25 protein-coding genes and 1 pseudogene are annotated in these 25,300 nt (G+C 68.7%); 6 read left to right on the forward strand and 20 right to left on the reverse strand.

Going from position 1 to position 25,300, the window contains the following annotated elements; all coding sequences use genetic code 11:
* The 4 genes from ACIQ7D_RS10365 to ACIQ7D_RS10380 form a co-directional block, all read right to left on the reverse strand.
* Positions 1-1,126: hypothetical protein (locus tag ACIQ7D_RS10365; protein WP_403935806.1), on the reverse strand; the 1,126-nt coding region annotated here is incomplete at its 3' end.
* The gene (locus ACIQ7D_RS10370; RefSeq protein WP_403935808.1) at positions 1,123-1,761 is read right to left on the reverse strand and encodes a WhiB family transcriptional regulator; all 639 of its coding nucleotides are present in this window, start codon (positions 1,759-1,761) and stop codon (positions 1,123-1,125) included. The genes ACIQ7D_RS10365 and ACIQ7D_RS10370, both read right to left, overlap by 4 nt.
* 145 nt (positions 1,762-1,906) lie before the next feature.
* On the reverse strand, positions 1,907-2,605 hold the full coding sequence (locus tag ACIQ7D_RS10375) for a hypothetical protein (RefSeq protein ID WP_403935810.1): 699 nt from the start codon (positions 2,603-2,605) through the stop codon (positions 1,907-1,909).
* A 7-nt stretch (positions 2,606-2,612) separates the two neighbouring features.
* Positions 2,613-3,518 carry a helix-turn-helix domain-containing protein gene (locus ACIQ7D_RS10380; protein ID WP_403935812.1) on the reverse strand — a complete coding sequence of 302 codons (906 nt, stop codon included), beginning with the start codon at positions 3,516-3,518 and terminating at the stop codon, positions 2,613-2,615.
* Between the two features lie 624 nt (positions 3,519-4,142).
* On the opposite strand from ACIQ7D_RS10380, the gene ACIQ7D_RS10385 reads away from it, so the two are divergent.
* The 5 genes from ACIQ7D_RS10385 (at position 4,143) to ACIQ7D_RS10405 (ending at position 8,331) form a co-directional block, all read left to right on the forward strand.
* Positions 4,143-4,625 (forward strand): transcriptional regulator, encoded by a 483-nt coding sequence (locus ACIQ7D_RS10385; protein ID WP_403935814.1) that lies wholly within the window; start codon positions 4,143-4,145, stop codon positions 4,623-4,625.
* Positions 4,626-4,884: 259 nt separating this feature from the next.
* Positions 4,885-5,334 carry a secondary metabolite protein gene (locus tag ACIQ7D_RS10390; RefSeq protein WP_403935816.1) on the forward strand — a complete coding sequence of 150 codons (450 nt, stop codon included), beginning with the start codon at positions 4,885-4,887 and terminating at the stop codon, positions 5,332-5,334.
* Positions 5,331-6,527 carry an MAB_1171c family putative transporter gene (locus tag ACIQ7D_RS10395; RefSeq protein ID WP_403935818.1) on the forward strand — a complete coding sequence of 399 codons (1,197 nt, stop codon included), beginning with the start codon at positions 5,331-5,333 and terminating at the stop codon, positions 6,525-6,527. The genes ACIQ7D_RS10390 and ACIQ7D_RS10395 overlap by 4 nt, the downstream gene beginning before the upstream one ends.
* Positions 6,517-7,110, forward strand: coding sequence for a hypothetical protein (locus ACIQ7D_RS10400; RefSeq protein ID WP_403935820.1), 594 nt, complete (start codon positions 6,517-6,519; stop codon positions 7,108-7,110). The genes ACIQ7D_RS10395 and ACIQ7D_RS10400 overlap by 11 nt, the downstream gene beginning before the upstream one ends.
* A gap of 633 nt (positions 7,111-7,743) precedes the next feature.
* The gene (locus ACIQ7D_RS10405) at positions 7,744-8,331 is read left to right on the forward strand and encodes a hypothetical protein (protein WP_403935822.1); all 588 of its coding nucleotides are present in this window, start codon (positions 7,744-7,746) and stop codon (positions 8,329-8,331) included.
* 6 nt (positions 8,332-8,337) lie between these two features.
* Here the strand turns inward: ACIQ7D_RS10405 and ACIQ7D_RS10410 are convergent, their stop codons facing one another.
* The gene (locus ACIQ7D_RS10410) at positions 8,338-9,105 is read right to left on the reverse strand and encodes an endonuclease/exonuclease/phosphatase family protein (protein ID WP_403935824.1); all 768 of its coding nucleotides are present in this window, start codon (positions 9,103-9,105) and stop codon (positions 8,338-8,340) included.
* A gap of 293 nt (positions 9,106-9,398) precedes the next feature.
* On the opposite strand from ACIQ7D_RS10410, the gene ACIQ7D_RS10415 reads away from it, so the two are divergent.
* Positions 9,399-9,620 carry a hypothetical protein gene (locus ACIQ7D_RS10415; protein WP_403935826.1) on the forward strand — a complete coding sequence of 74 codons (222 nt, stop codon included), beginning with the start codon at positions 9,399-9,401 and terminating at the stop codon, positions 9,618-9,620.
* 325 nt (positions 9,621-9,945) lie between these two features.
* Here the strand turns inward: ACIQ7D_RS10415 and ACIQ7D_RS10420 are convergent, their stop codons facing one another.
* The 15 genes and pseudogenes from ACIQ7D_RS10420 to ACIQ7D_RS10490 all read right to left on the reverse strand — a co-directional run bounded on the left by ACIQ7D_RS10420 (position 9,946) and on the right by ACIQ7D_RS10490 (position 25,280).
* The gene (locus ACIQ7D_RS10420; protein ID WP_403935828.1) at positions 9,946-10,746 is read right to left on the reverse strand and encodes a transposase; all 801 of its coding nucleotides are present in this window, start codon (positions 10,744-10,746) and stop codon (positions 9,946-9,948) included.
* Between the two features lie 87 nt (positions 10,747-10,833).
* A pseudogene (locus ACIQ7D_RS10425) lies at positions 10,834-11,031 on the reverse strand (transposase); the annotation flags it as partial.
* Positions 11,032-11,039: 8 nt separating this feature from the next.
* On the reverse strand, positions 11,040-11,222 hold the full coding sequence (locus ACIQ7D_RS10430) for a transposase family protein (RefSeq protein WP_403935830.1): 183 nt from the start codon (positions 11,220-11,222) through the stop codon (positions 11,040-11,042).
* A 358-nt stretch (positions 11,223-11,580) separates the two neighbouring features.
* On the reverse strand, positions 11,581-12,825 hold the full coding sequence (locus ACIQ7D_RS10435; protein ID WP_403935832.1) for a transposase: 1,245 nt from the start codon (positions 12,823-12,825) through the stop codon (positions 11,581-11,583).
* A gap of 89 nt (positions 12,826-12,914) precedes the next feature.
* A protein-coding gene (locus ACIQ7D_RS10440; RefSeq protein WP_403935834.1) for an IS3 family transposase occupies positions 12,915-14,152 on the reverse strand; the annotation gives its coding sequence in 2 pieces (ribosomal slippage) (positions 12,915-13,828 and positions 13,828-14,152; 1,239 coding nt in all).
* A gap of 279 nt (positions 14,153-14,431) precedes the next feature.
* A complete protein-coding gene (locus tag ACIQ7D_RS10445) occupies positions 14,432-15,601 on the reverse strand; it encodes a hypothetical protein (RefSeq protein WP_403935836.1) in 1,170 nt (389 codons plus the stop codon).
* Entirely contained in the window at positions 15,598-16,545 is a 948-nt protein-coding gene (locus tag ACIQ7D_RS10450; protein WP_403935838.1) for a thiopeptide-type bacteriocin biosynthesis protein, read from the reverse strand. The genes ACIQ7D_RS10445 and ACIQ7D_RS10450 overlap by 4 nt, the downstream gene beginning before the upstream one ends.
* A 35-nt stretch (positions 16,546-16,580) precedes the next feature.
* Entirely contained in the window at positions 16,581-17,807 is a 1,227-nt protein-coding gene (locus tag ACIQ7D_RS10455; RefSeq protein WP_403935840.1) for a lanthionine synthetase C family protein, read from the reverse strand.
* On the reverse strand, positions 17,804-20,863 hold the full coding sequence (locus tag ACIQ7D_RS10460) for a lantibiotic dehydratase (protein ID WP_403935842.1): 3,060 nt from the start codon (positions 20,861-20,863) through the stop codon (positions 17,804-17,806). Before ACIQ7D_RS10460 ends, ACIQ7D_RS10455 begins: the two co-directional genes overlap by 4 nt.
* Before the next feature lie 88 nt (positions 20,864-20,951).
* Positions 20,952-21,158: an FxLD family lanthipeptide gene (locus ACIQ7D_RS10465; protein ID WP_403935843.1), complete on the reverse strand. Its 207-nt coding sequence runs from the start codon at positions 21,156-21,158 to the stop codon at positions 20,952-20,954.
* A 54-nt stretch (positions 21,159-21,212) separates the two neighbouring features.
* Positions 21,213-22,433 carry a methyltransferase, FxLD system gene (fxlM, locus tag ACIQ7D_RS10470; protein WP_403935845.1) on the reverse strand — a complete coding sequence of 407 codons (1,221 nt, stop codon included), beginning with the start codon at positions 22,431-22,433 and terminating at the stop codon, positions 21,213-21,215.
* A gap of 311 nt (positions 22,434-22,744) precedes the next feature.
* On the reverse strand, positions 22,745-23,578 hold the full coding sequence (locus ACIQ7D_RS10475; protein WP_403935847.1) for an endonuclease/exonuclease/phosphatase family protein: 834 nt from the start codon (positions 23,576-23,578) through the stop codon (positions 22,745-22,747).
* Between the two features lie 82 nt (positions 23,579-23,660).
* Positions 23,661-24,293 (reverse strand): JmjC domain-containing protein, encoded by a 633-nt coding sequence (locus tag ACIQ7D_RS10480; protein WP_403935849.1) that lies wholly within the window; start codon positions 24,291-24,293, stop codon positions 23,661-23,663.
* 10 nt (positions 24,294-24,303) lie between these two features.
* Positions 24,304-24,675, reverse strand: a complete 372-nt coding sequence (locus ACIQ7D_RS10485) for a hypothetical protein (protein ID WP_403935851.1) — start codon at positions 24,673-24,675, stop codon at positions 24,304-24,306.
* 269 nt (positions 24,676-24,944) lie between these two features.
* Positions 24,945-25,280, reverse strand: a complete 336-nt coding sequence (locus tag ACIQ7D_RS10490) for a hypothetical protein (RefSeq protein ID WP_403935853.1) — start codon at positions 25,278-25,280, stop codon at positions 24,945-24,947.
* Positions 25,281-25,300 lie beyond the last annotated feature (20 nt).

Genomic DNA, 25,300 nt, shown 5'->3' on the forward strand with positions numbered 1-25,300 from the left:
GTCCCCGGTCCCCGGTGGGGTCGGTCCCCGACCCGGCGCCGCTCGGTCCCCGGTCCGAATTGCCTGCGTGGGCGGCGACTTCGCCTGCGGGAGCGGCGGTCCCCGTGCAGCCGACGAGTGCCTCACCGGTCCCCGTATCACGGTCCCCGGTCCCGGGGACCGGTCTCCTCGCGGTCCCCGGGACCGGGTCCGCGGCCGGTCCGGCGCCGGCCTGGGGACCGCTGGTGGAGACCGCAGTCCTCGGTCCCCTGGCCGCGAGGTCCGGGGCGGGCCTGTCGCTGTCGTGGTGTGGGGACCAGGGGGAGGGGAGGGGGACCGTGGCAAGGTCGAGGGCGTGGCGGCGGGCGGCCAGCTGGTCGAGCAGCTCTGCCCGCTGGATGGGGTCGGTGCCGACCGAGGCGCGGCCGATCGCTTTCGACAGCCGCTGGGTGAGTCGCCTGCCGCGCCAGCCGGTTCGCTGTTCGGGCGTGCGTTCGGCGAGCCGTGCGGCGAGGGCGACGGCACGGGCGGTCGCGCGGTCGCGGGTGATCTGGGCGGCGTCGCGGTCCCGGGCGGCGATGCCGAGGCGGGAGAGCAGCCGCTCGCGTGCTTCCCGTCCCAGGGTGGCGATCAGGCCGTTGGAGGCTGCGTCGGGGGTGTGCAGGCGTAGCTCGATGCCCATGGCGAGGTGCCAGAGCATCGCTGCCATGACCGGGCCGACGAAGGCGCGGACCGTGCCGCCGATGAGGCCGCTCTCGGCGTAGGCGGGGATCACCTGCACTCCGGTGATGACCCAGACCAGCGTCCCGGGCAGTCCCGGCGCCCCCAGAGTGGCGAGGTTCTGGCGGGCCATCAGCGCGGTCGCGAACAGAGCGAGTTCGGCGGCGGCGAACATGGCGGCGCGTTCAGCGGTGCCGGCCATGTCGAGGTAGTCGGCGGCGAACCGCCACGAGGTGTCGGCGCTGTAGGCGGTACAGCCGAGCGCGGCGAGCGTGGCCACCTTCACCGCCGGACTGCTGGAACGTTTCTTCGTGGTCGTTCTCCGGCGGCGGAATACCCACCCCGCCAGGGCCAGGACCAGGGTGGTGGAGGGAACTCCGGCGGCGAGAAGGACGGACAGGTCCGGGACAGCGCCGAGGGACGTCATACGGCCCTTCCAGCATGAGTGACCGCGCAGGCCGACGGCCCCGGGCGGGGTGCCGGCGGCGTGGTTGCGGGCCGTTTGGCGGCTGGGGCGGACTGCTTGCACTTGCCCTTCTTCTTGTACGGGTTGGGTGGCACGCCGAGGTTGCGGTCGCGGTCGAAGACCTTGTTGGCGACCTGGTGGAGGAGGTCGCGGGCGTGCTTGACGCTGATCTGCAGGGCCGCGGCGAGCCGGACGGGACGCCACCCGCGCAGGTGGGCCAGGTCGATGACGGTCTGGCGCTCGGCCTCGGTGAGGTGGACGTCGCGTCCGTTGAGGACGGCGGCCACGCGCCGGTAGTCGCGGCGCTGGGGCAGCCCGTCGTGCCAGGGGCGTCGCTCGGCCTCGGTCAGCCCGCCCCAGATGCCTTCCTTGAGGACGTTCTCCAGGGCGAAGTTGAGGCACTCGCGGCGCACCGGGCACCACCCGCAGAGCTCCTTTGCCTCGGCGATGGCCTCGTGGTCCCGGGGCAGGGGAAAGAACACAGCGTCGGCGTCCTCGACGTCCATGCCGTGACAGGCGCCTCGGGGCTGCCAGCTGGTGTCACCGATGCCGCGCAGGCCGGTGGCCGGTGTGGCGTGGGTAGTGATGTGGCGCATGAGGTCTCCGATGTCATGCCGCGCCTCCGACGGGGGCCGGGGAGGTGGACACGGCGTTCGGTACCGGCCGCGGCACGGGGCGCGCCGGGGCCGGTGTGGGGGGGCGGTGCACCTTGACGGGGTGCACCGGCGCAGGCGTGGCCGGTCAGGCCGGTGTGGGCTGCCGGGCCTGCTGAGTGGTGGCGAGGTCGAGGCGACCGGGGTGCGGGGTGGCACGCGGGGTGGTTCCACACGCTCCGCCGTCGGGGCCGATCCGCCGGCTGCGGCACGGTTCGCCGACCGGTGCCTGGCACCACTCGCACCGCACCGCGAGGGCATCGGGCCGCCCCTGGGCCACAGCCGCCTCGCGGGCCGCGCGGGCGGGCCGGAAGGGCCTGAGGGCAGCGCGGGCGGCAGGCGGGATGCAGGAGCCGACCTCCCGCAGCCGCGCCTCCAGCTCCGGGTCGACCTGACGTCGACCGCTGGTGATGGCACGGTCCTGCCGGGGCTGGGCGCTGCCGGTGGCGACGGCACGCCGGGTGCCGGCCAACTCGGCGATCCAGGCTGCCTGGTCGTCCGGGTCGGCGAGGGGAGTGGGATCGGTGTGCCGTGCTATCCGCTCGCGCCGGTAGCTGTCCCAGGGGCGGGCGATGTCCGCGGGCAGGATCGGGTACGGCGAGACGCGGATGTGCTGGCGGGCGGCGATCCGGGCGTTCCAGCCGTAGGGCGTGGCCGGGGGAACGTCGCCGAGCAGCTCGTGCCACTGGGCGATCTGGTCGCGGGCCTCGCCCGGGTCGGTACGCATGGTGCGGGGGTCGATCCGGCCGATGTAGGCGAGCAGGGCGCCGATTTCGCGGGGGGTCACGGGGGTGCTACTCCGTTCCGGTCGGCTCGTCGAGTGCGGCGCGCAGGGCGGCCAGGTGGGCCTCGGCGCGGGTCATCCCGCCCGCCGGAGCCGGGCCGCCACCGGCGCCGCCGGGAAGGGCGCGGAGCCTGGGGCGGCTCGGGGCGTGTTCCCGGGCGATCCAGGACCGCCAGTCCGTAGCCCACACCCCGGCCGACCGGGGCCGGTGACCGGCGCGGTGGGCACGCCACTTCGCGTCGGCCAGGGCCAGGCCCTCCTCGCCGAGACGGTCGAGGTGTCCTTGCTGGCGGGTCCAGGCGTGGGTGTCCGCGTCAACTTCCCACTCGGCAGCGGGGGTGACGGCGGCACCACTACTGCTGTACCTACGGTTCAGATCAGGTTCACTACGGTTCTGTGTGCCGGATTCCGGCACGCCCCTGTGCCGGTTTCCGGTACCCCGGGGTGCCGGTTTCCGCCGGGACCTGCCGGATTCCGGTACTGCCGGTTTCCGGTACCCCTCGGGGGATTCCGGCACCTTACGAAGCCGGATCCCGTACCGCCGCAGAGCCGAGATCCGCACGACGGGAGGGTCCTCGGGCTCATCCACCGAGTCCGTGCCGTCCGTGTTGTCCTCGTCCTGGCCCCGGGCGGCTGCTGCCACGGCTACGGCGGCGAGGGGCAGACGGTAGACCGTGCTGCCCTGAGGTCCGGTGAGGTCGTCGAGTTGTTCCAGCTCGCCGGAGTCGACCAGGCGCTCGATAGCCTCGCGCACCGTGGAGACGGACGCGCGTGTGCGCTTGGCCAGGCTGGACAGCGAGGCCCAGGAGACACACTGCTCATCGGCCACCCGGTCGGCGATCGACAGCAGGACCAGGCGCGCGTTTCCCCGGCTGGAGCTGTGCTCCCACACCCACTCACGGGCATCGCTGCTCATCGGCCACTCCCGGACGACACACGAGAGCTGATGCGGACTCTGGCTGCCGCGCGGGCCGGGTAGGGCCTTTTGCGCAGGGCGGAGCGCATGTAACAATCTCCTCTGGTTGCCACGCTGAGACGCCCCTAGGCAGGGATCAGCGTGGTGATGATGGCGATACCGCCCTTGCCGGGGCGGTTCGTGCCGTCGGATTGAGCGTTCGGCGTCCGGGAGTTCCTGCTCCCGGACGCCGCCGCTGTATCCGGACCTACGTGGTCCGTTGCGCGCGCATGCTGCTCCCCACGGTCGTACCTGTCGGGCGGGCTGCCCGGGGACGACGAACATACGCACTCACCCGCGTCAAGATCCAGACTTGGTTCTTAAAGTCTGTAGAAGTCGCGCGGCCTGGCGCGACGTGGGGCGGGCGATCATGGGGGTCCTCGCGCGTAGAGGGTGAACGACGCGAGGGGAATGCGATACACGCGCTCTCGCCTGCGTCACAACACTTTGTGCTGCCGTGTAACTGGAACCTACCTCAGAGTGATCCCGGCCTGTCAACACCATGGTGTCCCGTTATGCGGGTTGGCCCCCTGTCAACACCAGAGTACTGTCGGGCCTGTCGGCGCAAAAGGGAGGAGTCGGGTGGTGGCGGATTCGGGTGAGGCGGTGGAAGTGCCATCTGGGGAGCGGGGCGGCCGGCAGTTGAGTCTTGCGGACAAACTCAACCACCTCTTCGAAACGGTGAAAAACCCGTCAACGGGGAAGAGATACACCAACGCGGAGGTATCCCGCTCGATTCGCGCGGCCGGCGGCGAGGACGGCTCGACCGTTTCGGAGAGCGCCATTGCGCAACTGCGTTCCGGAGTCAAGGCGAACCCGACGCTGAGGACTGTCGAGGCCCTGGCGCGCCACTTCCATGTCGCATCCCAGTATTTTTTCCCCGACTACGACGCCGAAGAGTCCAGGAAGATTCGTGCCTCGGTGGAGCTGGTCGAGGCTGTGCGTGACGGTGAGGTGCGCGGGATCGCCCTGCGGGCCAACGGACTCTCGGCCGAAAGTCTCGCGATGATCAAGTCGGTAATTGAGCAGGCACGCAATCTTGAAGGACTCGACAAAACTGAAAAGTGATGTGACCTCCCTCACTGTCGCGTGATTTTGACGGATATGCCTTCATGATCCTCTTGGCTGCCCCTGTGGGGCTGTGCGAGGCTCCGCCCCGGCCGTACTGAATTCCGCGAGCCGACAGAAAGAACTGCGCAAGTGCGCACGCCCGGGGCAGCGAGGATGTCGTTCAGTGTTCAATCGGCGGTATGCGCGAAAAGAAGCGCAGTTGCGGCGGCAGTGTGAGGAGCAACTGCGAGGAATCGAAATATCCGACCCCAACGCGGTGGACGAGATATGCGATCAGCTAGCGCTCAAGCGCGGGCGCCCGCTGCACCTCCACGAGCTGCCCGACTTGGGGAGTGTCAACGCCCCGTGCGGCCTCATGATCGCGTTCGACGTCAGTGACCACATCTTCCACGTGGCGGCGACGAGCGAACGCCATCGTGCGCAGATAGTCCGCCATGAACTGGCACACCTGCTGCTCGGGCACACCAGTGAGAACACGGGCATCGTGGAGTCGCTTCAGTCGATCATGCCGCAGGGCGTCGCACCCGAGGCCGTGCTCACCGCGCTCGGACGGACCAGCTACGACAGCGAAACCGAGTACGACGCCGAGCTGGCCGCCTCGTACCTCGGTGGTCTCTTCGAGGAACTGGCCCACCCCGGGCCGGCGAACGCCATGACCCGCCTTGACGACGCCCTCGGCCATCCCCGGAGGAACCGCCGCTCATGAACACCTCCACCCTCGTCGCCGGAGCACTGTGGCTGGTGACCGTTTGGCGCCTTCCGTCCCTCCGCCACTCCCACACGCAGCGGAGCCTGGCCCTGACCTTCGCCGTCCTGGCCGCTGCAATGACCTTCGAAATGCCCGCGGTCAGGGACACCGTCGACGGCGGCACCGGCGTTCCTGGTCTGTCTTCGCTGCTGAAACACCTGCTCGGCGTGGTATCTGCGGCGTTCCTGCTGGACTTCGTGATCGCCGTCGTCCGACCGCACGGGCTGGCCCGCCGCCTCAGGCTCGCCGCGATCGGGGTCACGTTGCCCCTCATGGTTGTCTTCTACGCGCTGGCCATCTGGATGCCCGGGGGAGGAGCTGCGGTCGACGAGGGCAGGCGGGCGGTCTATATCGTCCTCTACACGGCGGCCTTCATCCTGTACATCGGCGTCGCCATGATCGTCGCCACCTGGCTTTTCCTCGGCGGAGCCCAGAACAGCCGAACGCTGCCAGGTAAGGCCGGCTTCGGGCTCCTGGGCCTGGGGACCCTACTCGGCAGCCTCTACGCCCTACAACGGGTGGTCTTCGTCGTTGTCCGCCTCGCCACCGGTGCAGGGCACTCGGAGTTGGAGATTCAGATCTCCGCAGCGCTGAAACAGATGGCGATCCTGTTGATCGCGCTCGGCGCCTGTCTGCCGCCGTTGGCTGGTGTCGTGGAGCATATCCGCGCCTGGACCACGCTCAGGCGCCTTCAGCCCCTGTGGCGCCACCTGACTGGAGCCGTGCCCAACGTTGTGCTGACTACATCGATTCCCAAACGGCGTGTGCGTTTCCGGCTTGACCGCTGCGTCATCGAAATCGTGGACGCCTGTCTAGCGCTACGTGAATATGTGCCGACCGAGGTTCACGAACGGGCCCGCGCCTTCGCTACGCGAAAAGGCGTACAGGGAAAGGAAGTTGAATCTGTAGCCGAGGCATCCTGGCTCCGAGTGGCCACGCTTAGCGCTCGAACTGCAAACCAGTTGGCGGGAGTTGAACACCCGTCCCTCGGTGTTTCGGGTAGTAATCAGACCAGTGAACTCGCATGGCTCGTCGCGGTGGCACACGCGTACACATCCTCGCCTGTCGTCGCAGAGTTCGCCCGCCAAGAAGAACCGGTTGCCCCTCTAGCGGCGAACCACCCAGAAGGGGGCCTCTCTCGTGACAACTGACATGCAGCCCGCAGAGTCCGCAGTGGCTCGCCGCGTCACTGACTCGCTCGAACCGAAAAACTGGATCATCGCTGTCACCCTCCTGATCGGCTGGCACACGGGGCAGTGGACCGGCATAGCCTGGGGAATGATCGGCGCGTGCTTCGCCGCCGTCGTCCCCATCACCTTTATCAAGTACGGAGTCCGCAAGGGGCACTGGGGCGACCGGCACGTCGGGGCCAGGTCCGCACGGCTCATCGTGATGGCCGTCATCCTGCTCTCCGTAACCGTCGGCATTCTGATCATGGTCGTGGCCGGTGCCCCCCGGACGATGACCGCTCTCATCGTCTCGATGCTCGTCACCTTGGCGATCCTCACCGCGATCACGGTCGCCTGGAAAATCTCCGTGCACCAAGCCGTCTCCGCCGGCGCCTGCGCGATGCTCGTACAGACCTACGGACCCTGGATGCTCCTCGGCTTCCTCCTAGTGGTCATCGTCGGCTGGTCTCGGATCGAACTGCGGGACCACACACGCAACCAGGTCATCGCCGGCACGATCCTCGGCACCTTCGTGGCCGCAGCCGTATTCCAGGTGGCACGCTGACCATCCCGTTCCAAACCTGTGAGCCGACGTCCGGAGAGCTCCCGATCCGGGGGTGCTCGCCCCCTTTCGGCGACCGGGGATGGGGTGGCCGAGCACGATTCAGACGGCGCAAGGAAGGGACAGGCAGGCCAGAGCCGGCGCGTGAGGAGCAGCATCTGCTTCATACTCTGCGGGTGGGGCCATGGGAGGGGACTTATTCTTCCGCCGGTGCTAGCACGCGGCCGAGGTCCGGCATCCGGGAATCGCCGAGCACCTGGGTGCGTACCGCTAGGGTGCGGTTGACGACGACGGGGAGCGGGCATGTGGTGGCGTGTGATGGACCAAGCTGCGACTCTGCACGCGTGGCACGTCCGGCACCGCCTGGGCCTGGATCCACAGGCGAAGTTGGCCCACAGCGGCGCCCGACCGGAGACCAGCCAGGATTGGATGTGGGAGACGAGTCTCCTCGCGGTCGTGCTGTGGCGTACGGCTGTCGAGCAGCAGCGACCGGTCGACTCGGTGACCCTCGCCGACGTTGTAGCGATGTGCGGCCAGGTAACTGCCAAGGATCTGTCCGAGGGGCGGCTCCCGCCTGATGCCCCACATGCGGGTCAGCTTCCCCGGGCACGGCATGTGCCTCGTGTGCTGGAGACCGTGACCCTTCTGCTCCGGGACCATCCTGGTGACCGGACCCTCGGATACACGCTTCGCGGTCTGCGCGCCGCCCCGGAAGGGTTCGGCGGTCCATACGACGGCGGCTGGGCGGCCGACCGGGTGCTGCTGGGTAGCTTGCTCAAGGCGGCGCGCGAGATGCTGGGCGACGGACGTTGGGTCGTCACAGCCGAGGACCGGGCTGCGATCAGCACACTAGGGCTGGACCAAGCACCCGCCTACGACTACCCGTCGGCCCCGGCGCCGGGCGACCCGGGGCACCCGAGCCTCCTCCAGCGTGCCCACCACGTAGCGCACATGTCGGGAGTACTTCGTGCCGCCGCCGCGAGGGTGCCCCGTGACGAGCGAGGGTTCAGACCGCCGATGGAGATGGTGATGACCGGTGCGACTGCCGTGGGCATGGAAGCTGTCGCCACCGAGCTCGATGCCCTGTGGACGGGCACCGAGCTGTCCTGTCAGGACTGGGAGGACGAGCACGTACCCGACGCTCTGCGTCAGGCCATAGCCTCGGCCGAGGACAACTTCGACACGCTGGCTGCGTTCTTCCGAGAACTCACTGCGTCCGGCTGAGACCGGCTACCGGTACTCCCAAACGTTGTCGACGGCGGCCCGGGACAGGTCCAGGCGGGCCCAGATCCCGTCGTGGTCGGAGCCGCCGGAGACAACCCCGTACTCGACGATGCACGGCACCAGGGCGTAGCTGACGAGGATCCAGTCGATCCGGTCGTCGCTGCCGGTCCGGGCCAGCAGCCGTTCGTCCTTGGTCTGCTTGTAGAGGTGCCACGCCACGTCGACGAAGCCCTTCTTGGCGATCCTCCAGGCGACACTGCGGTCGGGTTCGTCCGGGCCAGGGTTCTCCGGGTCGGTGATCTTCAGCCGTGACCCGCGGTTGTACGGGCGCATGTTCTCGTAGGCGGGGTCTGGTCCGGCCGCCGGCGGGTAGTTGAAGTCTCCTCCGAGGATGGCGTACCCGCCGCCGGGGCGCAGGACCCGCGTGCCGATGAAGCCAGCCTCGCTGGCGGCACGGACCGGGTCGTAGGGGGAGAGATGGACACTGCCCGCGGTCAGGGTGGCCGGCAGCGCGGGCACTTCCCAGCCGAGCGTCTCGAAGCCGTGGTGGGTCTCGGTGCTGGAGTAGTCGTGATTCGCGTAGGTCCGCCGTCCCATGGTGGACCGGCGGTAAAGGGTTGCCGGCCCGAGTCCGGACGGGCTGGGAGCCAGCACGCCATCCATGTCGAGATCCCGCTCGGCCCGGATCAGCCGGGCATGCCCGTCGGCGCTCCACCCCTCAGCCTCCTGGAGCAGCAGAATGTCCGGCCGCACGTTGTCGATGTTCGATGCCAAGGTCGGCCACCGGTCCTCGGAAAAGACGCCATTTTGCGTCCTCCAGGCCCCGCGCCCCAGATTCTGTGACATCACGACGATCTCCATTGGCGCGCCCCCTGTAGTAACTGAGCCGGTTTTTCGTGTTGCCCTACCGTAGCGACCTCCGGGGAGAGGGCACACGGTTGATCAGCAAGACCAGGCACCGGAGACAACTCCACCGCGCCACGTCGTGGGTTCCGCGCTCCGGTTCTCCTCACACCCTCGGCGTCCCTTGGGGCAGTAAGCTGCCGAGCACGACCTGGGGAGGGCACATGGACGTCGGCCGGGAGACGGGTACACCGTGGTGGTATCGCATCCCATCCTTCGCGGTCGCGCTTATTTCCCTGAGTGCCGTCGCGATGGTGGTTTACTCGGTTTTCTCCGGGGCGGACAACGTCCGGCTGGGCGTGGCCCTTGGCAGCGGGCTGACCGTCGGCCTAGCCGCATCGTTCGTACAAGGGATAGCCCAGAAGCGGTACGACGAGAAGCACTGACCACTGACGGAGGGACTCGCCGCTCGCTTTCTCGAGGAGCGGGGATGACCCCGGCCGGCCTACGATCTCTCCGAGCATGGGTGGGGCAGGAAGCGGAGCTCGGCTTTACACCGCTCATCGCGCTATCCAGCCCACTTCCGAGTACGGTCGACCTGCGAGGACCCCGTCGATGGCTAACCGGGTATATGGGACGACCTCTGCGGGGACCACCAGCTTCTCTGGGGTTGGGCCGACTGTTTGCCTGATGGTGCGCTGCGTTCGTACTGCTCAGGTGGATGCATGCATCGCTCGTCTTCTGCAACAGGTGTGGTGGAAGTGAGTGTCTTCAGTGGGGTCCTGATCCATTTCTTGTGGGCCGGTTGCAGAGTGTGACGGGGGCCCAGTCGCTGAGGAGTATCTGCAGGCGGAGAAGGTCGAACTCGGCGCGACCGTACCCGTCCCTCTTGATCCGTTTCGCTCTGTTGACGTTGCCCTCCACCTTGCCCGAGTTCCATTTCAGGGTGAGGCCGACGGTGACGGCGTCGAAGTCCTGGCGTAGTCCGCGGGCCAGGCTCTGCAGCGGCTTCATCTCGGTGGTCTCGGCGCTGGCGAGCCAGCTCTCCAGGTCGTGGCCCCGGCGTTCGGCCATCATGGCGGCGAAGGAGCGGAAGCACGCGGCGACGGCGTCCAGTTCGGGGCAGCGGGCCAGAAGTTTCTTGAGCTTGAGCGTGCCGCTCCCGTCCAGGTGGTCCGGGTGTGAAGTGATCAGCCAGGTGGCCGTGATGACCGTCAGCGTCTTGGGCTTGTCGGGTGCGGGCTTGCCGCTGGCCGGGATCTCCTGGAGGTGCCGGCGCACGGTCCGCTTGCTGCCGTTGAATCCGAGCTCGGTGATCTCCGCGTGCAGCCGTGCTGAGTCCGTGCAGCCCTCGTTCCAACGCCGGTGGAGATAGGGCGAGTAGGCGTGGGCCTGGTAGTAGCGGCGCGATCCGGTGCCCAGCGATGCCTCCTCGGGTGTGGCCGCGTGCGCGTATCGGCGTACCGTCTTGCGGTCCAGTCCTAGAGTCTCGGAGATGGCCTGGATCGGGGCGCCCTTGTCGTAGAGGGCGTGCACGGCGGCGTGTTGCTCGCGGCGCCGGATTACGCGCATCCCCTCCGGCTTCCCCGGCGGCTCCTGCTCGACAGTGGCGTCAGCAGGCACGTCCTCGGTAGGCTTGACGAGGCAACTACGGTGTGCGGCAACGCACTTCTCGACCGCTTCGCACAGGTTCTTCCAGAAATGGAAGCGGTCGCTGATCATCGCGACCTGGATCGCGTCGGGGCAAGCGGTGCGTACGGCCTCGGCGTAGGCACTGGCCCGGTCCCGGCAGACGATCTCCGCTCCGGGGTGTGCCCGCAGCCACTCGGTGAGGGTTTCCGCAGTGCGGTCGGGCAGTGATCACATCACCGTCGCACCAGCAGGTCGATCACGACTTCCTGCCCGGCCGCCGGGAGGTCGGCCAGGCGCCGCCGGTAACCATCATGGACGCGGCCGGACACCGCGTCGCAGTCCGGACACGCTGCCTCTCTCGTCACCGTCCGCGCCATGAGGGCTATCCCGCCGCCGTCCACTTTGACCTCGTCCACCATTGATCACCATCACGGACGACAGATGAGAGAACGCCGTGGAGAACGTCGAGAACACGCTGCATCACACGAACGGCCACCCTGCCAGCCAGTTGTGAGGCCAGGTCACCGGTCCACAAGAAGTGGATCAGAAGCATTTCAACTGGCCACTGTCAGTTCTCGCCCGTCCGGAGAGGTCGGGTACCGGTGAGGCGGGCGGGATCCGTGGGCGCCATTCCCACGTGGGGGCTCACGGCCCGGGGTTGTCTTCGGGCGTACCGCGGTCCGCCCGCCTCTCCCGCTCTGGCCCAGAGCGGGGGCCTTCACCGCCGGACGGTGAACGCCTCCGTTCTGGGATCGGTGTGCATTGTCTGTGTGTTCACTGTGCCCGGGGGCGGCCGAGGACATGTCGATAGATCGTCTGTGTGCTGACCCCGAAGGCCCGTGCGGTGGCGGTGACGGTGGTGCCGGGGATGGCAAGCATGTCGTGTGCGCGTGCGATCTGCCGTTCGTCCAGCGGTTTCTGCCGCTGGAGGGTGGAAGCACCTGCGGCAGTAGGGGGGTAGCCGAACGCGGTGGCGTCGTCGTATTGCGTGCCGGTGGCCATGCAGTGGTAGAGGCAGAGAACGATCTTGCGTCCTAGCTTTCTCAACGCCGTGGCGTGCGCATCGCCGGCGGAGCGGCGAAGCTGGTAGTAGGTGCGGGCGCCGGGCGAGTGGTTTGCCATGGAGAAGGCCACCGCGTGCAGCGTGCTCCGCAAGTGGGTGGACGATGCCCGGCGGAAGGTGACCCGCACGGTCTGGCCGGAGGCCCAGGTGACAGGGGCCACGCCCGCGTAGGCGGCGAGGGAGCGTCCGCTGCCGAACCGCTCGGTCGGCCGGTCGCCGATCTCCGCCAAGAGGTAGGCGCCGAGTGTGGTACCGATCCCGCGAACGCGGGAGACCAGCCCGTGGTAAGGGTGGGCGGCGTAGTGCTCCTCCAGGTTCCGCTGCAGGGTGTTCGTCCGCTGGGCCGCGTGATCGAGGGTCATGCGGAGGTGCCCGATCCGTATGACCTCGGCGTCTTCCACGCGAGCGTCGAGCAGCATGACCGGGCGGGAGAAGATCATGCGCAGCCGCTCGGCCTCGTCGTCCACCGTGCGTTTCCTGCCCGCCGCGGTCAGCAGCGCAGCCAGGCTCTTGCGGTCCAGCCGGGCTGCCGCCCGGGGGCTGGGGGCAGCGGCGAGGACGGCCCGTGCCTGGGGGCTGCACAGCCCGCCGACACTCGCCGGCCACGCCGTTACGGCCGCCGGCCAGATCCTCATCAGCGCCGCCCGCAGGGCGTGCAGGGCTTGGACACGCTGGTCCACGGCAGCCCGGTGGGCGTGTGCCACCACGCGGAGTGCCTCCGCGCCCGGGGAGTTCACAACGAGTGGGCGCGATGCCCCCGCAAGCGTCATCGCAGCAAGCAGCCGTGCATCGGCGCGATCGGTCTTGCTCCCTCCGAATGCCGCTCGGTGGCGGGCAGCCCGGGTGGGATCCACATGAACGACCTTCATTCCCGACGCCGCCAACGAGCGGGCGAACAGGATGTGCACATCCTCGATGCCCGTGACCGTCGCCCGCCATCTGCGTCCCAGCGGCACGAGGAACTCCCGGTAGCGGGCGACGACGTCCGGGCTCGCGGCATAGAGGAGGGGCCTTGTCCCCGAGGGGTGGACACCTGTTCGTGTCGTTATGCGGCGAGTGTCAGGTTAGCTGACTGCTGTTCGTAGACGTTCGGTGCCTGCTGTCCGTTCGCCGAGTGGCGTCGGCGGGTGTTGTACCGGGTGGTCCAGCGGAAGACGGCCGGGCGGCAGGCGTGGGCCCCATCGAAGCGGCGGGCTCCGCGGAGCGTCTCGGGTTTGAGGGCCGCGTTGAAGCTCTCGGCGAGCGCGTTGTCCGCGCTCGTGCCGACCGCCCCCATGGACTGACGCACCCCCAACTCGGCACAGGCTTCGGCGAATTGGCGGGAGGTGTACTGCGCTCCGTGGTCGCTGTGGAAGACGGCTCCGGCCAGGCTGCCGCGGGTCGCGGCGGCGGCCCGGAGCGCGTCGGTGACCAGCGAGGTGCGCATGTGGTCAGCGATCGACCAGCCGGCCAGGCGGCGTGAGAAGCAGTCGATCACCGTCGCCAGATACAGGAACTCGCCGTCGCCCACCGGCAGGTAGGTGATGTCCCCGACGTATTTCGAGTTCGGGGCGCTCGCGGTGAAGTCGCGCCGGAACAGGTCCGGCACCGGGGTGGCTGACGGTTCGGGCACGGTCGTGACCTGGCGCTTGCACAGCCGCAGCCCGGCGATGCCGAACTTGCGCATGACCCGGCCGACGCGCTTGTGGTTCACCAGCTCGCCGTCGTCGCGCAGCTCGGCGGTGATGCGGGGGCGGCCGTAGGTGCCGTCCCAGTCGGCGTGGACGGCCCGGATCCGCTCGGCGAGCGCGGCGTCGGCCCGCTCGCGCGCGGCGCGGGCCTGGCGGCCGGCCCGCCACTTGTAGAAGCTGGAGCGGGCGACCTCCAGCACAGCACACAACCGCTTCACGCCCCAGGCGTGGTGGTGGTCCTCGACGAACTGGAAGCGGCTGGTCACCAGGTCATCTCTTGTGCGAAAAACTTCGTGGCCTTGCGCAGGATGTCACGCTCGGTGGCCAATTTCTGGTTCTCCTTGCGCACCGTTGCCAGCTCACGGCGCAGGGCCTCGTTCTCGGCCTGAAGCTCTTCGGCCGTCGGCGGGGAATCCACCGTGCTCTTCTCCATGCTCGTACTCGTCGTGCTGCCCCCGCCGCGGCGGGCCCGTTCGGCCCGTACCCAGTTGCGCAGCGTCTCGCGGCTGATGCCCAGGTCCTTGCCGATGCCCTCGAAGGTATGGCTCGGGTCCGACAGGTACAGCGCGACGGCGTCCGCCTTGAACTCGGGCGAGTAGACCTTCATCACCATAAAAGATGCCTCCTACCCGGCCGCTACCGGGGCCGGGCTCAGAGGTGTCCACCACCCGGGGACAGGTCCCGATCCGAGTCTCCCCCAGGAGGGCTCCCGACCGGTCGACAACGGCAACGTCCAGCCACCGGTCCGACCAGTCACACCCAGCAAACAATAACTGCACACCTCCGAGGAGCAGGAGAACCCTTTAGAGAGCAACCCCGTTCACACTCCGAACGTCAACGGCCTTGTTCTGTTACACCTACGTCGTTGTCTACCGTCCTGTTGGCTTCTCTCTCAGTCGCCCTCTGGGCATCTCGAATTCGGTGTCGCGGTCCGTTCCTCAGCCAGGCAGTGAACGAGGCTCGTGCCCGCGGTGTTGACTGCCCGCATCATCGTGGACAGCACTGACTTCGGCAGGGATCCCTGGCTGAGTCGGCCGTCGCGGACGATCGCTTCCAACTCACGGTGTGATCGCTCGCTGGCGGATAGAGCGGGGTGGCGCAGGATCTCGCGCGCAGCATACGCGTCGCCTGCCTGAATGGTGTCGCTGATGAGCGCGTTGTGCAGGGGGCGCGTCTGGGCTTCGCAGCCTTCTGAGGCCAGGTCTGTTGCCGCCAGGACCAGCCTCGCCCGGAACATGCGCAGGTTCGGCGGATTCGGTTCCAGGGCGCCCCGAACGGTGTTCACCACAGCGGAGAAGGCTTCTGCCGTGGCGCGGTCGGCAAGATGGTCGGCGTAGTGGCGGAGGTTCTGCGCGACGGCCCTCTCCCACCGCTCGGTGATCGTGGCCGTGTCGATCAAGGAGGTGGCCGCATCCGGAGAGGCCGTGTGCAGATGTGCTATGACGTGCGCTTGCCTGCTGGTGTGCAGCCGCTCCGGGGCCTTGTCGTAGACGGTCGCGTGGTCTGCCGCTTCGAGCCATTGACCGGTGGCTGCAAGGAGCCGTGTGCCGTCTTCGAGCAGGACGGTGCGTAGCCAGGGCTGAATGTGATCCAGCGTCGCGTCGGTAGCGAGACCTGTGAGGTCGATGGGATGACCGCGGACAGTGACGGTGCCGCCGTCGTACAGGGCCCGGTGCATGCTCATCAGGTGCTGATAGGCGGCCTGCGGGTCTCCTGCTCGGGCGGTCAGACGGATGAGGTTGACGATCGGCTGGAGGCAGGCAATGGCGGTGTCTCCGGCGACAGGCCATGCCTCCTGGAAGAGACGGAGCTGGCGCTGGCACAGATCGGTCGCCAGGTCGGTCAGGCCGCAGTCGGAGGCGATCAGTGCGGACAGGTTCCAGGTAGCGCACGCGAGGTTGATCCGGCCCCGGGGCGGCCCGTTCTGTGTCGACTTCTCCGCGCAGGTGCGTACCTCTTCGACCCGGGCGGCAAGGCTGGGGTAGACGAGATGAGATTGGCTGACCAACGGGAACCGTTTGGCGAACCGGTCGAGCCTTGTCTGCGGGTGGGGCGCGGTCACGGCAGTGGCCCTTCCGTGGAGTCGACGGCGTGCAGGATCGCGGTGCGGGCCGCGTGAGCGAGGATGCTCTGCGTGCGCGCGTTGAGGCCGATTCGGTTCCAGTGAAAGATCACGTGATACGAGATGACCGCGCGCAGCCCGCGTTCGAGGGTTCCGTCGCGGGCGGCCGTTCCGAGGGCTGTTCCCGCGTGCCGGAACGCGCGGACCCAGTCGGTGGCAGGCTTGAGCGTGCGCTCCGACTGGAGCATCGGGCCCGTGGGGGCGGTATCGGCGAGGAGCAGTTGGCGCAGGCTCCCGGCCATGGCGTGGACTTTGGCGACCGGCACGTCCGGAGGCAGAGGGCGTTCCTTGGCGACCCGGTGCCAGACGTCGCCTTGCTCGTACCACTCCAGTCCGGCAGCGCGCATCAGGCTGGCGCACAGCAGCAGGGACAGTTCTCGGCGGCCGAGGTCGCCGTGGGGTGCGGTGAGGATGGCGCGGCTGTCAGCATGGAACAGGGTGTGGGCGATGGCCATGCTCGCACTGCCGCCGAACGCCGCGGCTTCCGGTTCGTAAATACCGGGCCACCAACGTTCGATTTGCCCGCGGGCGGTGAGTTCGTCAAGGGTGTTGGCCAGTGCCGAGGGGAAGCGCGTTTCGGGGGTGGGGAGCAGACGCATCCGCCAGCACGGGTGCTTGCGGATGAACCACCAGCCGTTGATCATTCTGTCCTGTTGGGCCAGGTCCAGTACGGGGACGATACCGTTGGCGGCGGTCTGCTCGGCCTTGTCCCAGTCGCTGAACTGAATATACAGCTGACGCCACGTCGGCGGACCTGCCTGCTGGGCGAGCGCGTGCTGCCCCGCCTGCTGGTAGACGGCGATGGCGGCGTCTAGGTCCGCGGGTTCGAGTCCTGCTCGGGCCGCGGCGGTGTCGGTGCTGCCGCCGGCCAGGACCTCCGTCACGGCGCGCGTGGTCGCTTCCAGGCGGGCGGGTTGGTTCAGTCGATCAGCAGACATGCGTCCCATCCCGAGGTGGGCGCAGCGTCGTGGGCTGCGGTGGTCAGGGCGAGGGCTGTGCCCGCGTCGCCTTGCAGGAGGCTGGGGTCGGGGCCGGGTTGGGAGTGCCGGGTCAGGGCGGCGGCGATGCGGGGCAGGGCGGCGCGCAGGGTCGGGGTGGCGGCGTCGTGGGCTGCGCGCCAGGCGGTCTGGTAGCTCCCGGCCCAGCCGTGGCACAGGCCGGTGTCGGTGATTGTGGACAGTTGGCCGGGGTCGGTGAGGCAGCGGGCCATGGCGTCCTCGTACAGGTGTTGTCGTATGGTGTCGTGGCGGGCTATGGCGGCGAGTTGTCCCGCGCGGGCGATTCCGGGTGTGCCGTAACACCAGCTCGGACGGGCCGGGCTGGTCTGGCTGGGTATGCCCGTGCGGAGGTCGCCGTGGTGGAGGTGTTCGGGCCACCAGGGTCCGGCGGGGCTGTCCTGCCGCCACGTGTCCAGCCAGCCGAGGATGGTGTCGATGGCGGCTTCGTGGCCGTGAACGGTCACGCCTTGGCGCAGGGCGCGGGCGAGCAGCAGCAGCGGGCCGCTGATGCCGTGCGCGGTTCCGAAGTTGCTGTGTCCGCCTGGAAAGTGCGGGGACTGGGTGAGGTGGGGGTCGTGGCCGACCCACCAGCCCGGCAGTTCGTTCCGGTCTTGGTCGCGGGTGGGCTGGGTCAGTGCCACCAGATAGGTGAGGACGCGTTCCATGGCGTGACCGGTGGGGGCGCGGCGTAGAAGGTACGCGCCGATGCCGGTCAGGCCGTGGAAGATGTCGTACTCGTGGAAGTTGGGGTGGCGGCCGTCGGCGATGCGGGCGCCGGCGGTGTCGGCGCGCCGGTGGGCGAGCGTGGTGACGTGCTGGTCCATGGCGGACAGCGCGTGGTGGTAGCGGTCCGAGTCGCTGGTGACGGCGCAGCCGAGCATGAAGGCGACGGCGGGTGCGCCGAGGTACAGGCCGCTGGTGTCGGCGGCGCTGATGCCGGCGGCGACGGCGCTCTTGATCCAGGTGTGTGCCTGCTGCCAGGTGCCGTTTCCGGTGCGGGCGCGCTCGATGTGCAGGAGGGCGGTACCGGCTGCGCCGATGGCCAGGGACTGCGCTGCCCAGAGCCGGTCTTCGGGCGGGGATACGGGGGCGGCCAGGTGTGAGGCGAGGGCGTCGGCAGCGGTGGCCGGGCTGGTGGTCGTGGTCACGCCTGACGCTCCCGGTGGCGCAGGGCGCAGGCTCGCGCGAGGCGGCCGGTAGCGCGTTCGTTGTCCGGGTTGACGGGGAGAGCGCGGATGTGGTGCTGGTGGAGAAGCGACCGCAGCGCGGTGAGCGGATCACGCTGAAGAGCCAGTTCGTCGTGGTAGACGCGCAGGGTCGTGGAGCGGTGCTGCCATGCCGCGGCGACACCCGGGCCACCGGGGAGCTCGAACAGGGCGGTGCGCGCGGGGTCGGCCAGGGCGAGGGTGCGTCGGGTCAGTTCCCGGGCCAGTGGGCCGTGTTCGTGGGGCAGGTTCCGGGCCAGCCAGTCGGCGGCGCGGCCCGGGTCGGTGATGAACTGCTCCGTCAGGTTGACCATGCTCGCGGCGGCGAGGGCCTGCCCGGTGGCTGTGTCGTCTGCGGCGGCGAGGATCTGCGCGACGCCGGCGGCCGAGTCCGCGGCGAAGACCGCGTGGGCGGCGTCCAGGGCGGGGCCGTGACCGTAGCGGCCCGTCTGCGGTTGATAGGAGGCCAACTCCAGGCGGGCGGCAAGGCGCTGGTGGTGGAGGGATTCGGCCCAGTCGTGGGCTCTTTGGCAGGCCGGACCGTAGCCGTCCGCAGTGGACAGGTGCAGGTACAGCTCCAGGCACTGGTCGGAGTCGGCCCGGTTGATGTCGCGGTGGCGCCGGAACCACCATCGCGGTGGGTCGGAGAGCTGGGCGAGCAGGCCGGGCAGGTGGCCGGTCAGAATCTCGTTGTACCGCTTCGGGTGTGCGAAGAGACGGAGACACAGAACGGTGGGGCGACCAGGTGTCGGGCCCGCGACGGTGACCGCCGGCACGAGTGGGGCCGTGCGCGCGGGAACGGCGTTCGCCAGGGGGATCAGCAACTGGTGAGGGCGGCCGATCCACGCCCGGTCCTGCGCGCTGCTGCCTTCACGTAGCTCGACCAGGCGCATCCGGTCCAGACCCGCGCGCAGCAGTGCCCGGGGAATCCGCTGGTCGAAATCGATGGGCAACTGCTGGTCGTTCTCGACCAGGGCAACGCGGTCAGGGACGCGGAGCCGTTCGCACCACCGGTCCAGAGCCCGGTCCCAGTCGGCCATGGACGCGGACCGGGCAGGTAGTTCCCGAGCGGACAACAGCCATCGGGCCGGCGCGAGGATCGTTCGCTTGTACCGGACACGTGGCAGGTACGGCAGGGTTGCCGCGGCGCCGAAGGTGAACGTCTTGTAGGCCGGGCTGCGCGCGGTGGTGATCTCTGCCAGGAACCGGGCGAGCGGGGGCGTTTGGACGGACGCCTCCAGTGCGTGGAGGACGCGAGGTTCGACGTGCTGTCCGGTCGAGGTGCGCGTCAGGTAGAACCGGCGGGTGTCGGCGGTCACGGCGAGGTCGTCGAGTGGGATCACGTCGGGGCCGGGCTCGTGGTGCTGGCCGAGGGGGATGGTGTGCGGCAGGACCTGCGCGGTGCGGGAGACGTTCTCGTTGCGGCGCCGCCGCGGCATGAACGTCAGTTGCGCCGGGATTGCGCCGGGGCTGGAGGTCGCGTAGGAGTCGGTGAGCGCGGACTGTGCGGAGGGCGGCAGCAGGTGGGCGAAGCGCCCGAACATGCTGCTGCCGGGGCGGGGCGCTCCGGTGACCAGTAGCCGGTAGTCGCCGCGCTGCACGGCATCGAGGGTGGGGGCGTGGATCTCCACGGCGATCTCTGCTCGGGGCACGGGCAGCAGGGGTTCGGTGTGGTCGGCGGTCAAGTCGGCGAGTGTTGCCCGGGTGAGGACAAGCTCACGGCTGGCGCCGAGCATCACCTCCTGGAGCAAGCGCAGGATCTTCTCGTCCCGGTCGGCCAGTTGGTAGGGCGCTCGGGTGCGCTCGGAGCCCAGGAATCCGGCGGGCAGTCCGAGGCCGCTGTCGGCGACTAGGTCCGGCACGGGCACGGCGGCCTCGGTGCCGTACCGGTCGAGGAAGCGCTGGTGGTAGTCGCGCCACTGCGGATAGCCGTACGGGTGGGGCGACAGTCGGTGCATGACCTGGGCTGCTTCGGCGGCTTCGTCCAGCAGCGTTTCGGGGATGTGAGGGGTGCAGTCCAGCGCGGCGTCGACCAGCAGCGGAACCGGGGCGACGGTGCTGAGGCGCTGCATGTCCTGGACGAGGGCGGAGTCGGGTGCCCACGGCGCTTGGCCGGTGGGGGTGGGGTGGTCGATCCGGTCGCTGATGGCTGTTAGCTGGGCGGCCAGGTCTGCGATACCGGGGATGCCGGCGGCGTCGGCTTTCTCCAACTGTGTGCACACGTGGGTGAGCGTGTCGAGCGACGTCATAGGGGGCCACAGGCTGCTGATCAGTACGTGCTTGCTCAGCAGGTCGGCGATCAGGCCGGTGAGCTGGTCGGGACGTGCCGTGGGGAACTGGCTGGCGAGGCGGTGCAGCAGCGTGCTGTACGGGATCGGGGTGCTGGCGGTGGCGAGCACGGCGGCCACGGGCCGGGTGAGACGGATCGACAGTTCGACCGGGGCGAGGTGAGGGGTGTGCGCGTCGGTCGGCATCCCGTCCACCACGTGCCGGTTCCCGCGCGACTGGCCGGTGTTGTTGGTGACGACGGCCAGCCGGGAAAGGAGGGCCGGGGTGCCTTCAAGCCGGGTGATGACGTCCGTCAGCCAGTCGGAATCGGGCCGGAGCATCGTCCGGTACCCGCCGTCTCCCCACTCGATTCGGACCGACTGAGCCGACGTCGCGGGGGCGACTCCGGCGAACACCCCGAACGGCGTGGGCCGGTGGTTCCAGCGCAGGAGGTACGCCGCCACCGACCGTACGGCCCGGCGGATCCGGCGGGCGTCGCCGACGGCCCCGTTCAGGATGTCGCTGACGCGTCCGCACAGGACGGGACTGGCGGCGGACAGCGCCTCGGGTACCGGGCCGCACCACACCTCGGCCAGCCACTGGCGGCCCTGAGCGGCCGTGTCTTCGCCGTACATGTCCACGTCCGGTATGGGTATCTGTTGCGAGGCGGTGGAGGCGCGCAGCAGCACTCCGGGCTGCCACTGGTAGGTGATGGGCGATCTGTGTGCCACTGGTGCCCCTTCTTGTATGGCGTGTGCAGCCCGGTGCTGTCGGGGTGGCCGCCACGATCGGCTGCCACCCCGACAGCGGGAGGACGCGTTAGGCAGCGTCCTCGACGGTGGAGGTGCAGGAGCTGGCCCCGTTGGCACATGTGTTGCCGCAGCCGTCGCTGGTGGGGCAGTCGAAGTGGTAGACGGGGCTCTCGGAGATGACGACGCGGACGTCGAGATGGAAATCGTCGTCGGAGAGATCCCCGAAGGACGGCTCGCTGATGGCATTGACGCTGTCGAGCACGGCAGTGGTCATACGTTTACTCCCTGCTGGTTGGATGGTGCAGGACACCTGGCCACGAGCCGTGTGTTAGGCGGCCGGCCAGGAGACTGAGATCCGGCTGTGCTTCTTGTCGATGATCCGGTCGCCGGTGATCCGGTCATCAGGGGTGCCCGCCGGGTGGATGGCAATGCGGGGACCGGGAGCCCTGCGGTAGTCCTTGCCCCAGGCGCGCGCGATGCCGGCCAGCCGTTCGGCGAAGCCGGACCCGTCGGGTCCGAAGGCGTGGAACCCGAACTCGTTCTTCTCCTCCGGGGTACGGCGCAGCACGGCGTAGCCGAAGTTCGGGCCGTCGATCGCGACCATCGAGAACCCGAGGCCGGTGGGGCCGATCGCGCCGGTGGCCAGTTCGGGGTCGATGGTCATGCCGCAGTACGTGGGCACGTGCGTCGCCAGGAACATCTGAAGAGTGCCGATCGGCTCCTGGCTGGCGACGGTCACCCCGGTCCACGTCTCGACGCGGGGGGTGTCCAGCACTCCGTCCAGCAGCGACGGATCGGCGGGCGGCCCCTCGTCGAAGCGCAGCGTGACGCCCGGGTCACCGGGGAGCTGCATCACCTGCTGAAGGTGGGAACCGCTGCCCTGTACCGGCACGAAACCGCACACATGGGCGCTCGTGGCGACCAGATGGTCACCGTTCCGGGCGAATCCGTAGGTACGAGTCAGACCGTTGACGCGGAGCGGCACGACGAGTCGGCCGTCGTCCTTGAGCTGGTCGAACCAGGCGGGCGGGATGTCCCAGGCGCCCACGGTCACCACGATCACGTCGTAGGGAGCGTGCTTGGCGAAGCCGTTCTCGCCGTCACCGACGTTGACCTCGACGCCGGTGTACCCGGTCTCGGAGAGAAACTGCTCGGCGCGGGCGGCGGGCTCGGGGTCAATGTCGAGAGTGGTGACCTGCCCCGTGGGTCCGACCAGCTCCGCGAGGTAGGCGGCGTTCGGTCCGTTGGTGCCGATCTCCAGCACATTGTCGCCAGGACGGATGCCGGCCTGCTCCAACTGCATCGCCTGGATCTGCGGTGCGGACACCGAGCTGGTGTGATTGCCGTGCTCGTCCTCCTGAGTGATCACGGCGTTGTAGGTGCTGTAGGCGTCTTCGAGCGGCGCCTCCGGAACGGCCAGGTGCCGAGGCACCTTACGCATGGCCGCCTCGATGTCCGGCGACTCGATCGTGCCGTCCTCCTTGAGTTGGTCGACGGCCTTGTTGCGGAGCTGGGCGGCCTCGTCGGGGGCCACAGTCGCATCGGTCACAGAAAGGTCCTTACGTGGCGTCTCGTACAACTGAGCGGGTTGATAGGCGTCCTGGCCCGTCGGTCCTCTGGGACGCTAGCGAGGCCGCTGTCCCGTGACAGCGGCTACGCGCCGCCGGGCGGGATGACCGTGGGAGTTCGGCTGAAAGCAGTCCCATCGCTCGCCTGCCGTTCATCCCCCTCTCGTTCAGACGGTCGAGCGTTTCAACGTCTGACCCATGTGTGGTGCGGGCCAGCCGCCTTCCGAGGGCGCGAGCTGCCATTCCCGGTGGCCGGGTCGCCTGGCTCGCACCGTCGGGAGCCAGCGAGTGGTCAGTCCGTGTCGAGCACGCAGGGCAGGTGGTCGCTGAGCGTGCGGGCCTTCGGGGTGTCGATGGTCCAGTACGCGCGCGGGGTGATGGGGCCCGAGGTGAGGATGTGGTCCAGGTGGAGCGGCGTCGGCTCGTTGGGGTACCAGTGGCCGACAGTCGCCTCGCGTTGTATGGCCAGGTGGTCCTGCGGGTCGCTCCAGCTGGCCGCCTTCAGGGCGCCCATGGCGCGCCGGTCCATCGAGCCGAAGGAGCCGTCCTCGTTCACGATGCGGTATCGGGCGTGGAGGTGTGCGGGGGCGCCCGTCTCCCAGTCCGGCTCGGGATCGTCGTCGGAGGGTATGTTGCCGTCCATGAGCAGGACCACCCGGTCGGGTGTGCCGGGGAAGGTGCCTGCGTAGTCGGTGAGGCGCTTCGCCTCGGCGAGCCGTGCGCCGCCGTCGAAGGGGTTGAGGTGGGTGACGAGCACCATCACGTCCCGGCCGTCGATGTCGAAGGTGCCCCGGAGCAGTCCGTGGTGGAAGGCTTCGACGGCGACCCCGGGGGTGTAGGAGAGGAGTCTCGCGGCCGAGGGCCGGTACAGCAGCGCCGTGGCGTTTTCGCCGTCGCCGACGTGGCTGGTCACGGGGTGGAGGGCGACCATGTCCAGGACGTTGGCGAGCTGGTGGAGGCGCTTCCAGCCGTCGCGGTGCCAGCCGGTGGCCTCCTGGATCCCGACGAAGGTCGGTGGGGGGTCGAGCTGGGCCAGGGTGAGGGTCTGCTCGTGGCGCCGGTGCTCGTGGGGATCGTCGGCGTCGATCCCGCCGTTGTACGCGTTCAAATTGACGTAGCGGGTCATGCGGGCCCTTCGGTATGCCGGTGGGTGGGCTGGGTGAATCTGGTGGTCTCGCCGAGGGGTCTCGGCGAGACCACCAATAGGGTCAGGCGGATTTCTCGTACGGCGTATTGCTCGCTATGGGGTTTCCGGTGATGGCGAATACGAGATGTACCGAGTATTCCGGAGTGGTGACGTCATGCTGCACGTGCGGGGGAAGGAGGAGTACATCTCCCGCTCTGGTGACGATCTCCTTCGGGTCTTTCTGAGGGTGTTCCCAGACCTTCCAGGTTTTCGCGCCACGCATTTGCATGATCGCCCCGAACCACGCGTCGTAGTGGGCGCCGAGATTCTGATCGATGGCGTTTGATTCATACATCGTGCATATGACGCGATGCCGGGTCAGGCTTGCCATTTTGGTGGTCACCAGGCTGTGCCAGCCGTCGCTTCGCGCGTCAATGCTTTCGTAGACCCGTGTGCGGGGCTGCTGGCTGTAGGCGGTGGAGAGACTGCGTTCGTCGGTTTCGCGGTGGAAGCGGGCGTCGTCGGCCAGCGCCACGGTCTGACCAGGGGGTCGCTGCTCTGCCAGGGGGAGAGGCAGCCCGGCCGTCCAGTCCGGTTCGAAAAGGCGCGGCAGATGCCGGACCTGAACTCCGCCGGCACGGTAGGACGGCAGAGCGGCGGACCAGAGCGGGGCAACAATCTCTGCGGCAATATTCTGATGCATCTGGGAGTCCACGCCTGCGCCCCTAAATGATGTAGACGTGGCCCTTTGCGGTCAGGCCCTCGCTGGGGCGGTGGGGGATGTATTTGCAGTTGCTGGCCATCGGCTTGCTTCCGTAATCGATGGAGCCCTGATCCCTTGGATCGACCACCTGCGTGTCGTGAATGATGTCCGTGGGGTGGAGGTCGGTGATGCTGCGCGGCTGGATTTCTATGATCCCCCGCTCCTTGTTGAACGTCTGGACGAGGACTTCGTCGGCGCCGATCGTCATTTCTGACGGGGCGACCAGGAGATGCAGGGAGGCGCCTGCGGGACTGTTCGACAAGATCGCGCCGATCTGCCGCAGCATGTCGGTCTGCTGTTCCATCAACGTCGCTTCGGGGAGTACCGCGGTCATTTCTCCTGCATTCTGTTCGGTATCGGATGGTCCGCTGGTACTCCCCGCGGGGAGTACCAGCGGCCGGGTCCCTCCGCCGGGGACCGGGCTGGGAACGCGGATGTACGGCGGAGGGGGTGGGACCGTGCCGCCGACGGGTCTCGGAGACGGGGGTGTCCCGTCGGCGGCACGGAGTCGAGGCGGGCGGCTACGGTCGCCGGAACTCGCGGCGGCCGTACGAAGTGCGGGGGCCACCCTGGGTGGTGGTCGGATCGGAGGCGCAGTGCTCGTTACTCTCGTTGCCGTCGTGCCTCTTCGAGGGCGGCGTGCGCGTCGGCCCGTACGTCCGTGTCGTCGACGAGCACCGTGACGTACGCGGGCAGCAGCTCTTCGAGGATCCGGTTCATCGGTGACGGCGGACCGCCGGCCATGTAGTCGGCGACGGCCAGGCGCAGCGCGAAGGCGACGCCGCGCCCGTTGAGCGTGGCTCCGGCCTTTGCTGCGATGCGCGGGTAGAAGCCCTTCCTCATGTGCGGCTCGTCGTTGACCGTCAGCAGACGGCGCACGATTTCGTCATGGTCGGGCAGGGTGATGGTGGGGTTGGTGTGCATGGGCTGACGTCCCATCAGTCGTGTGCGTGGGTTGG

The sequence above is a fragment of the Streptomyces sp. NPDC096310 genome (assembly GCF_044763125.1).
GTDB lineage: Bacteria > Actinomycetota > Actinomycetes > Streptomycetales > Streptomycetaceae > Streptomyces.

Bases quoted from the DNA above. Each gene is read 5' to 3' on its own strand.
- ACIQ7D_RS10370 (WP_403935808.1), bottom strand. From the start codon at position 1,761: ATGCGCCACATCACTACCCACGCCACACCGGCCACCGGCCTGCGCGGC.
- ACIQ7D_RS10380 (WP_403935812.1), bottom strand. From the start codon at position 3,518: ATGAGCAGCGATGCCCGTGAGTGGGTGTGGGAGCACAGCTCCAGCCGG.
- ACIQ7D_RS10395 (WP_403935818.1), top strand. From the start codon at position 5,331: ATGAACACCTCCACCCTCGTCGCCGGAGCACTGTGGCTGGTGACCGTT.
- ACIQ7D_RS10415 (WP_403935826.1), top strand. From the start codon at position 9,399: ATGGACGTCGGCCGGGAGACGGGTACACCGTGGTGGTATCGCATCCCA.
- ACIQ7D_RS10420 (WP_403935828.1), bottom strand. From the start codon at position 10,746: ATGCGCGTAATCCGGCGCCGCGAGCAACACGCCGCCGTGCACGCCCTC.
- ACIQ7D_RS10465 (WP_403935843.1), bottom strand. From the start codon at position 21,158: ATGACCACTGCCGTGCTCGACAGCGTCAATGCCATCAGCGAGCCGTCC.
- ACIQ7D_RS10475 (WP_403935847.1), bottom strand. From the start codon at position 23,578: ATGACCCGCTACGTCAATTTGAACGCGTACAACGGCGGGATCGACGCC.
- ACIQ7D_RS10485 (WP_403935851.1), bottom strand. From the start codon at position 24,675: ATGACCGCGGTACTCCCCGAAGCGACGTTGATGGAACAGCAGACCGAC.
- ACIQ7D_RS10490 (WP_403935853.1), bottom strand. From the start codon at position 25,280: ATGGGACGTCAGCCCATGCACACCAACCCCACCATCACCCTGCCCGAC.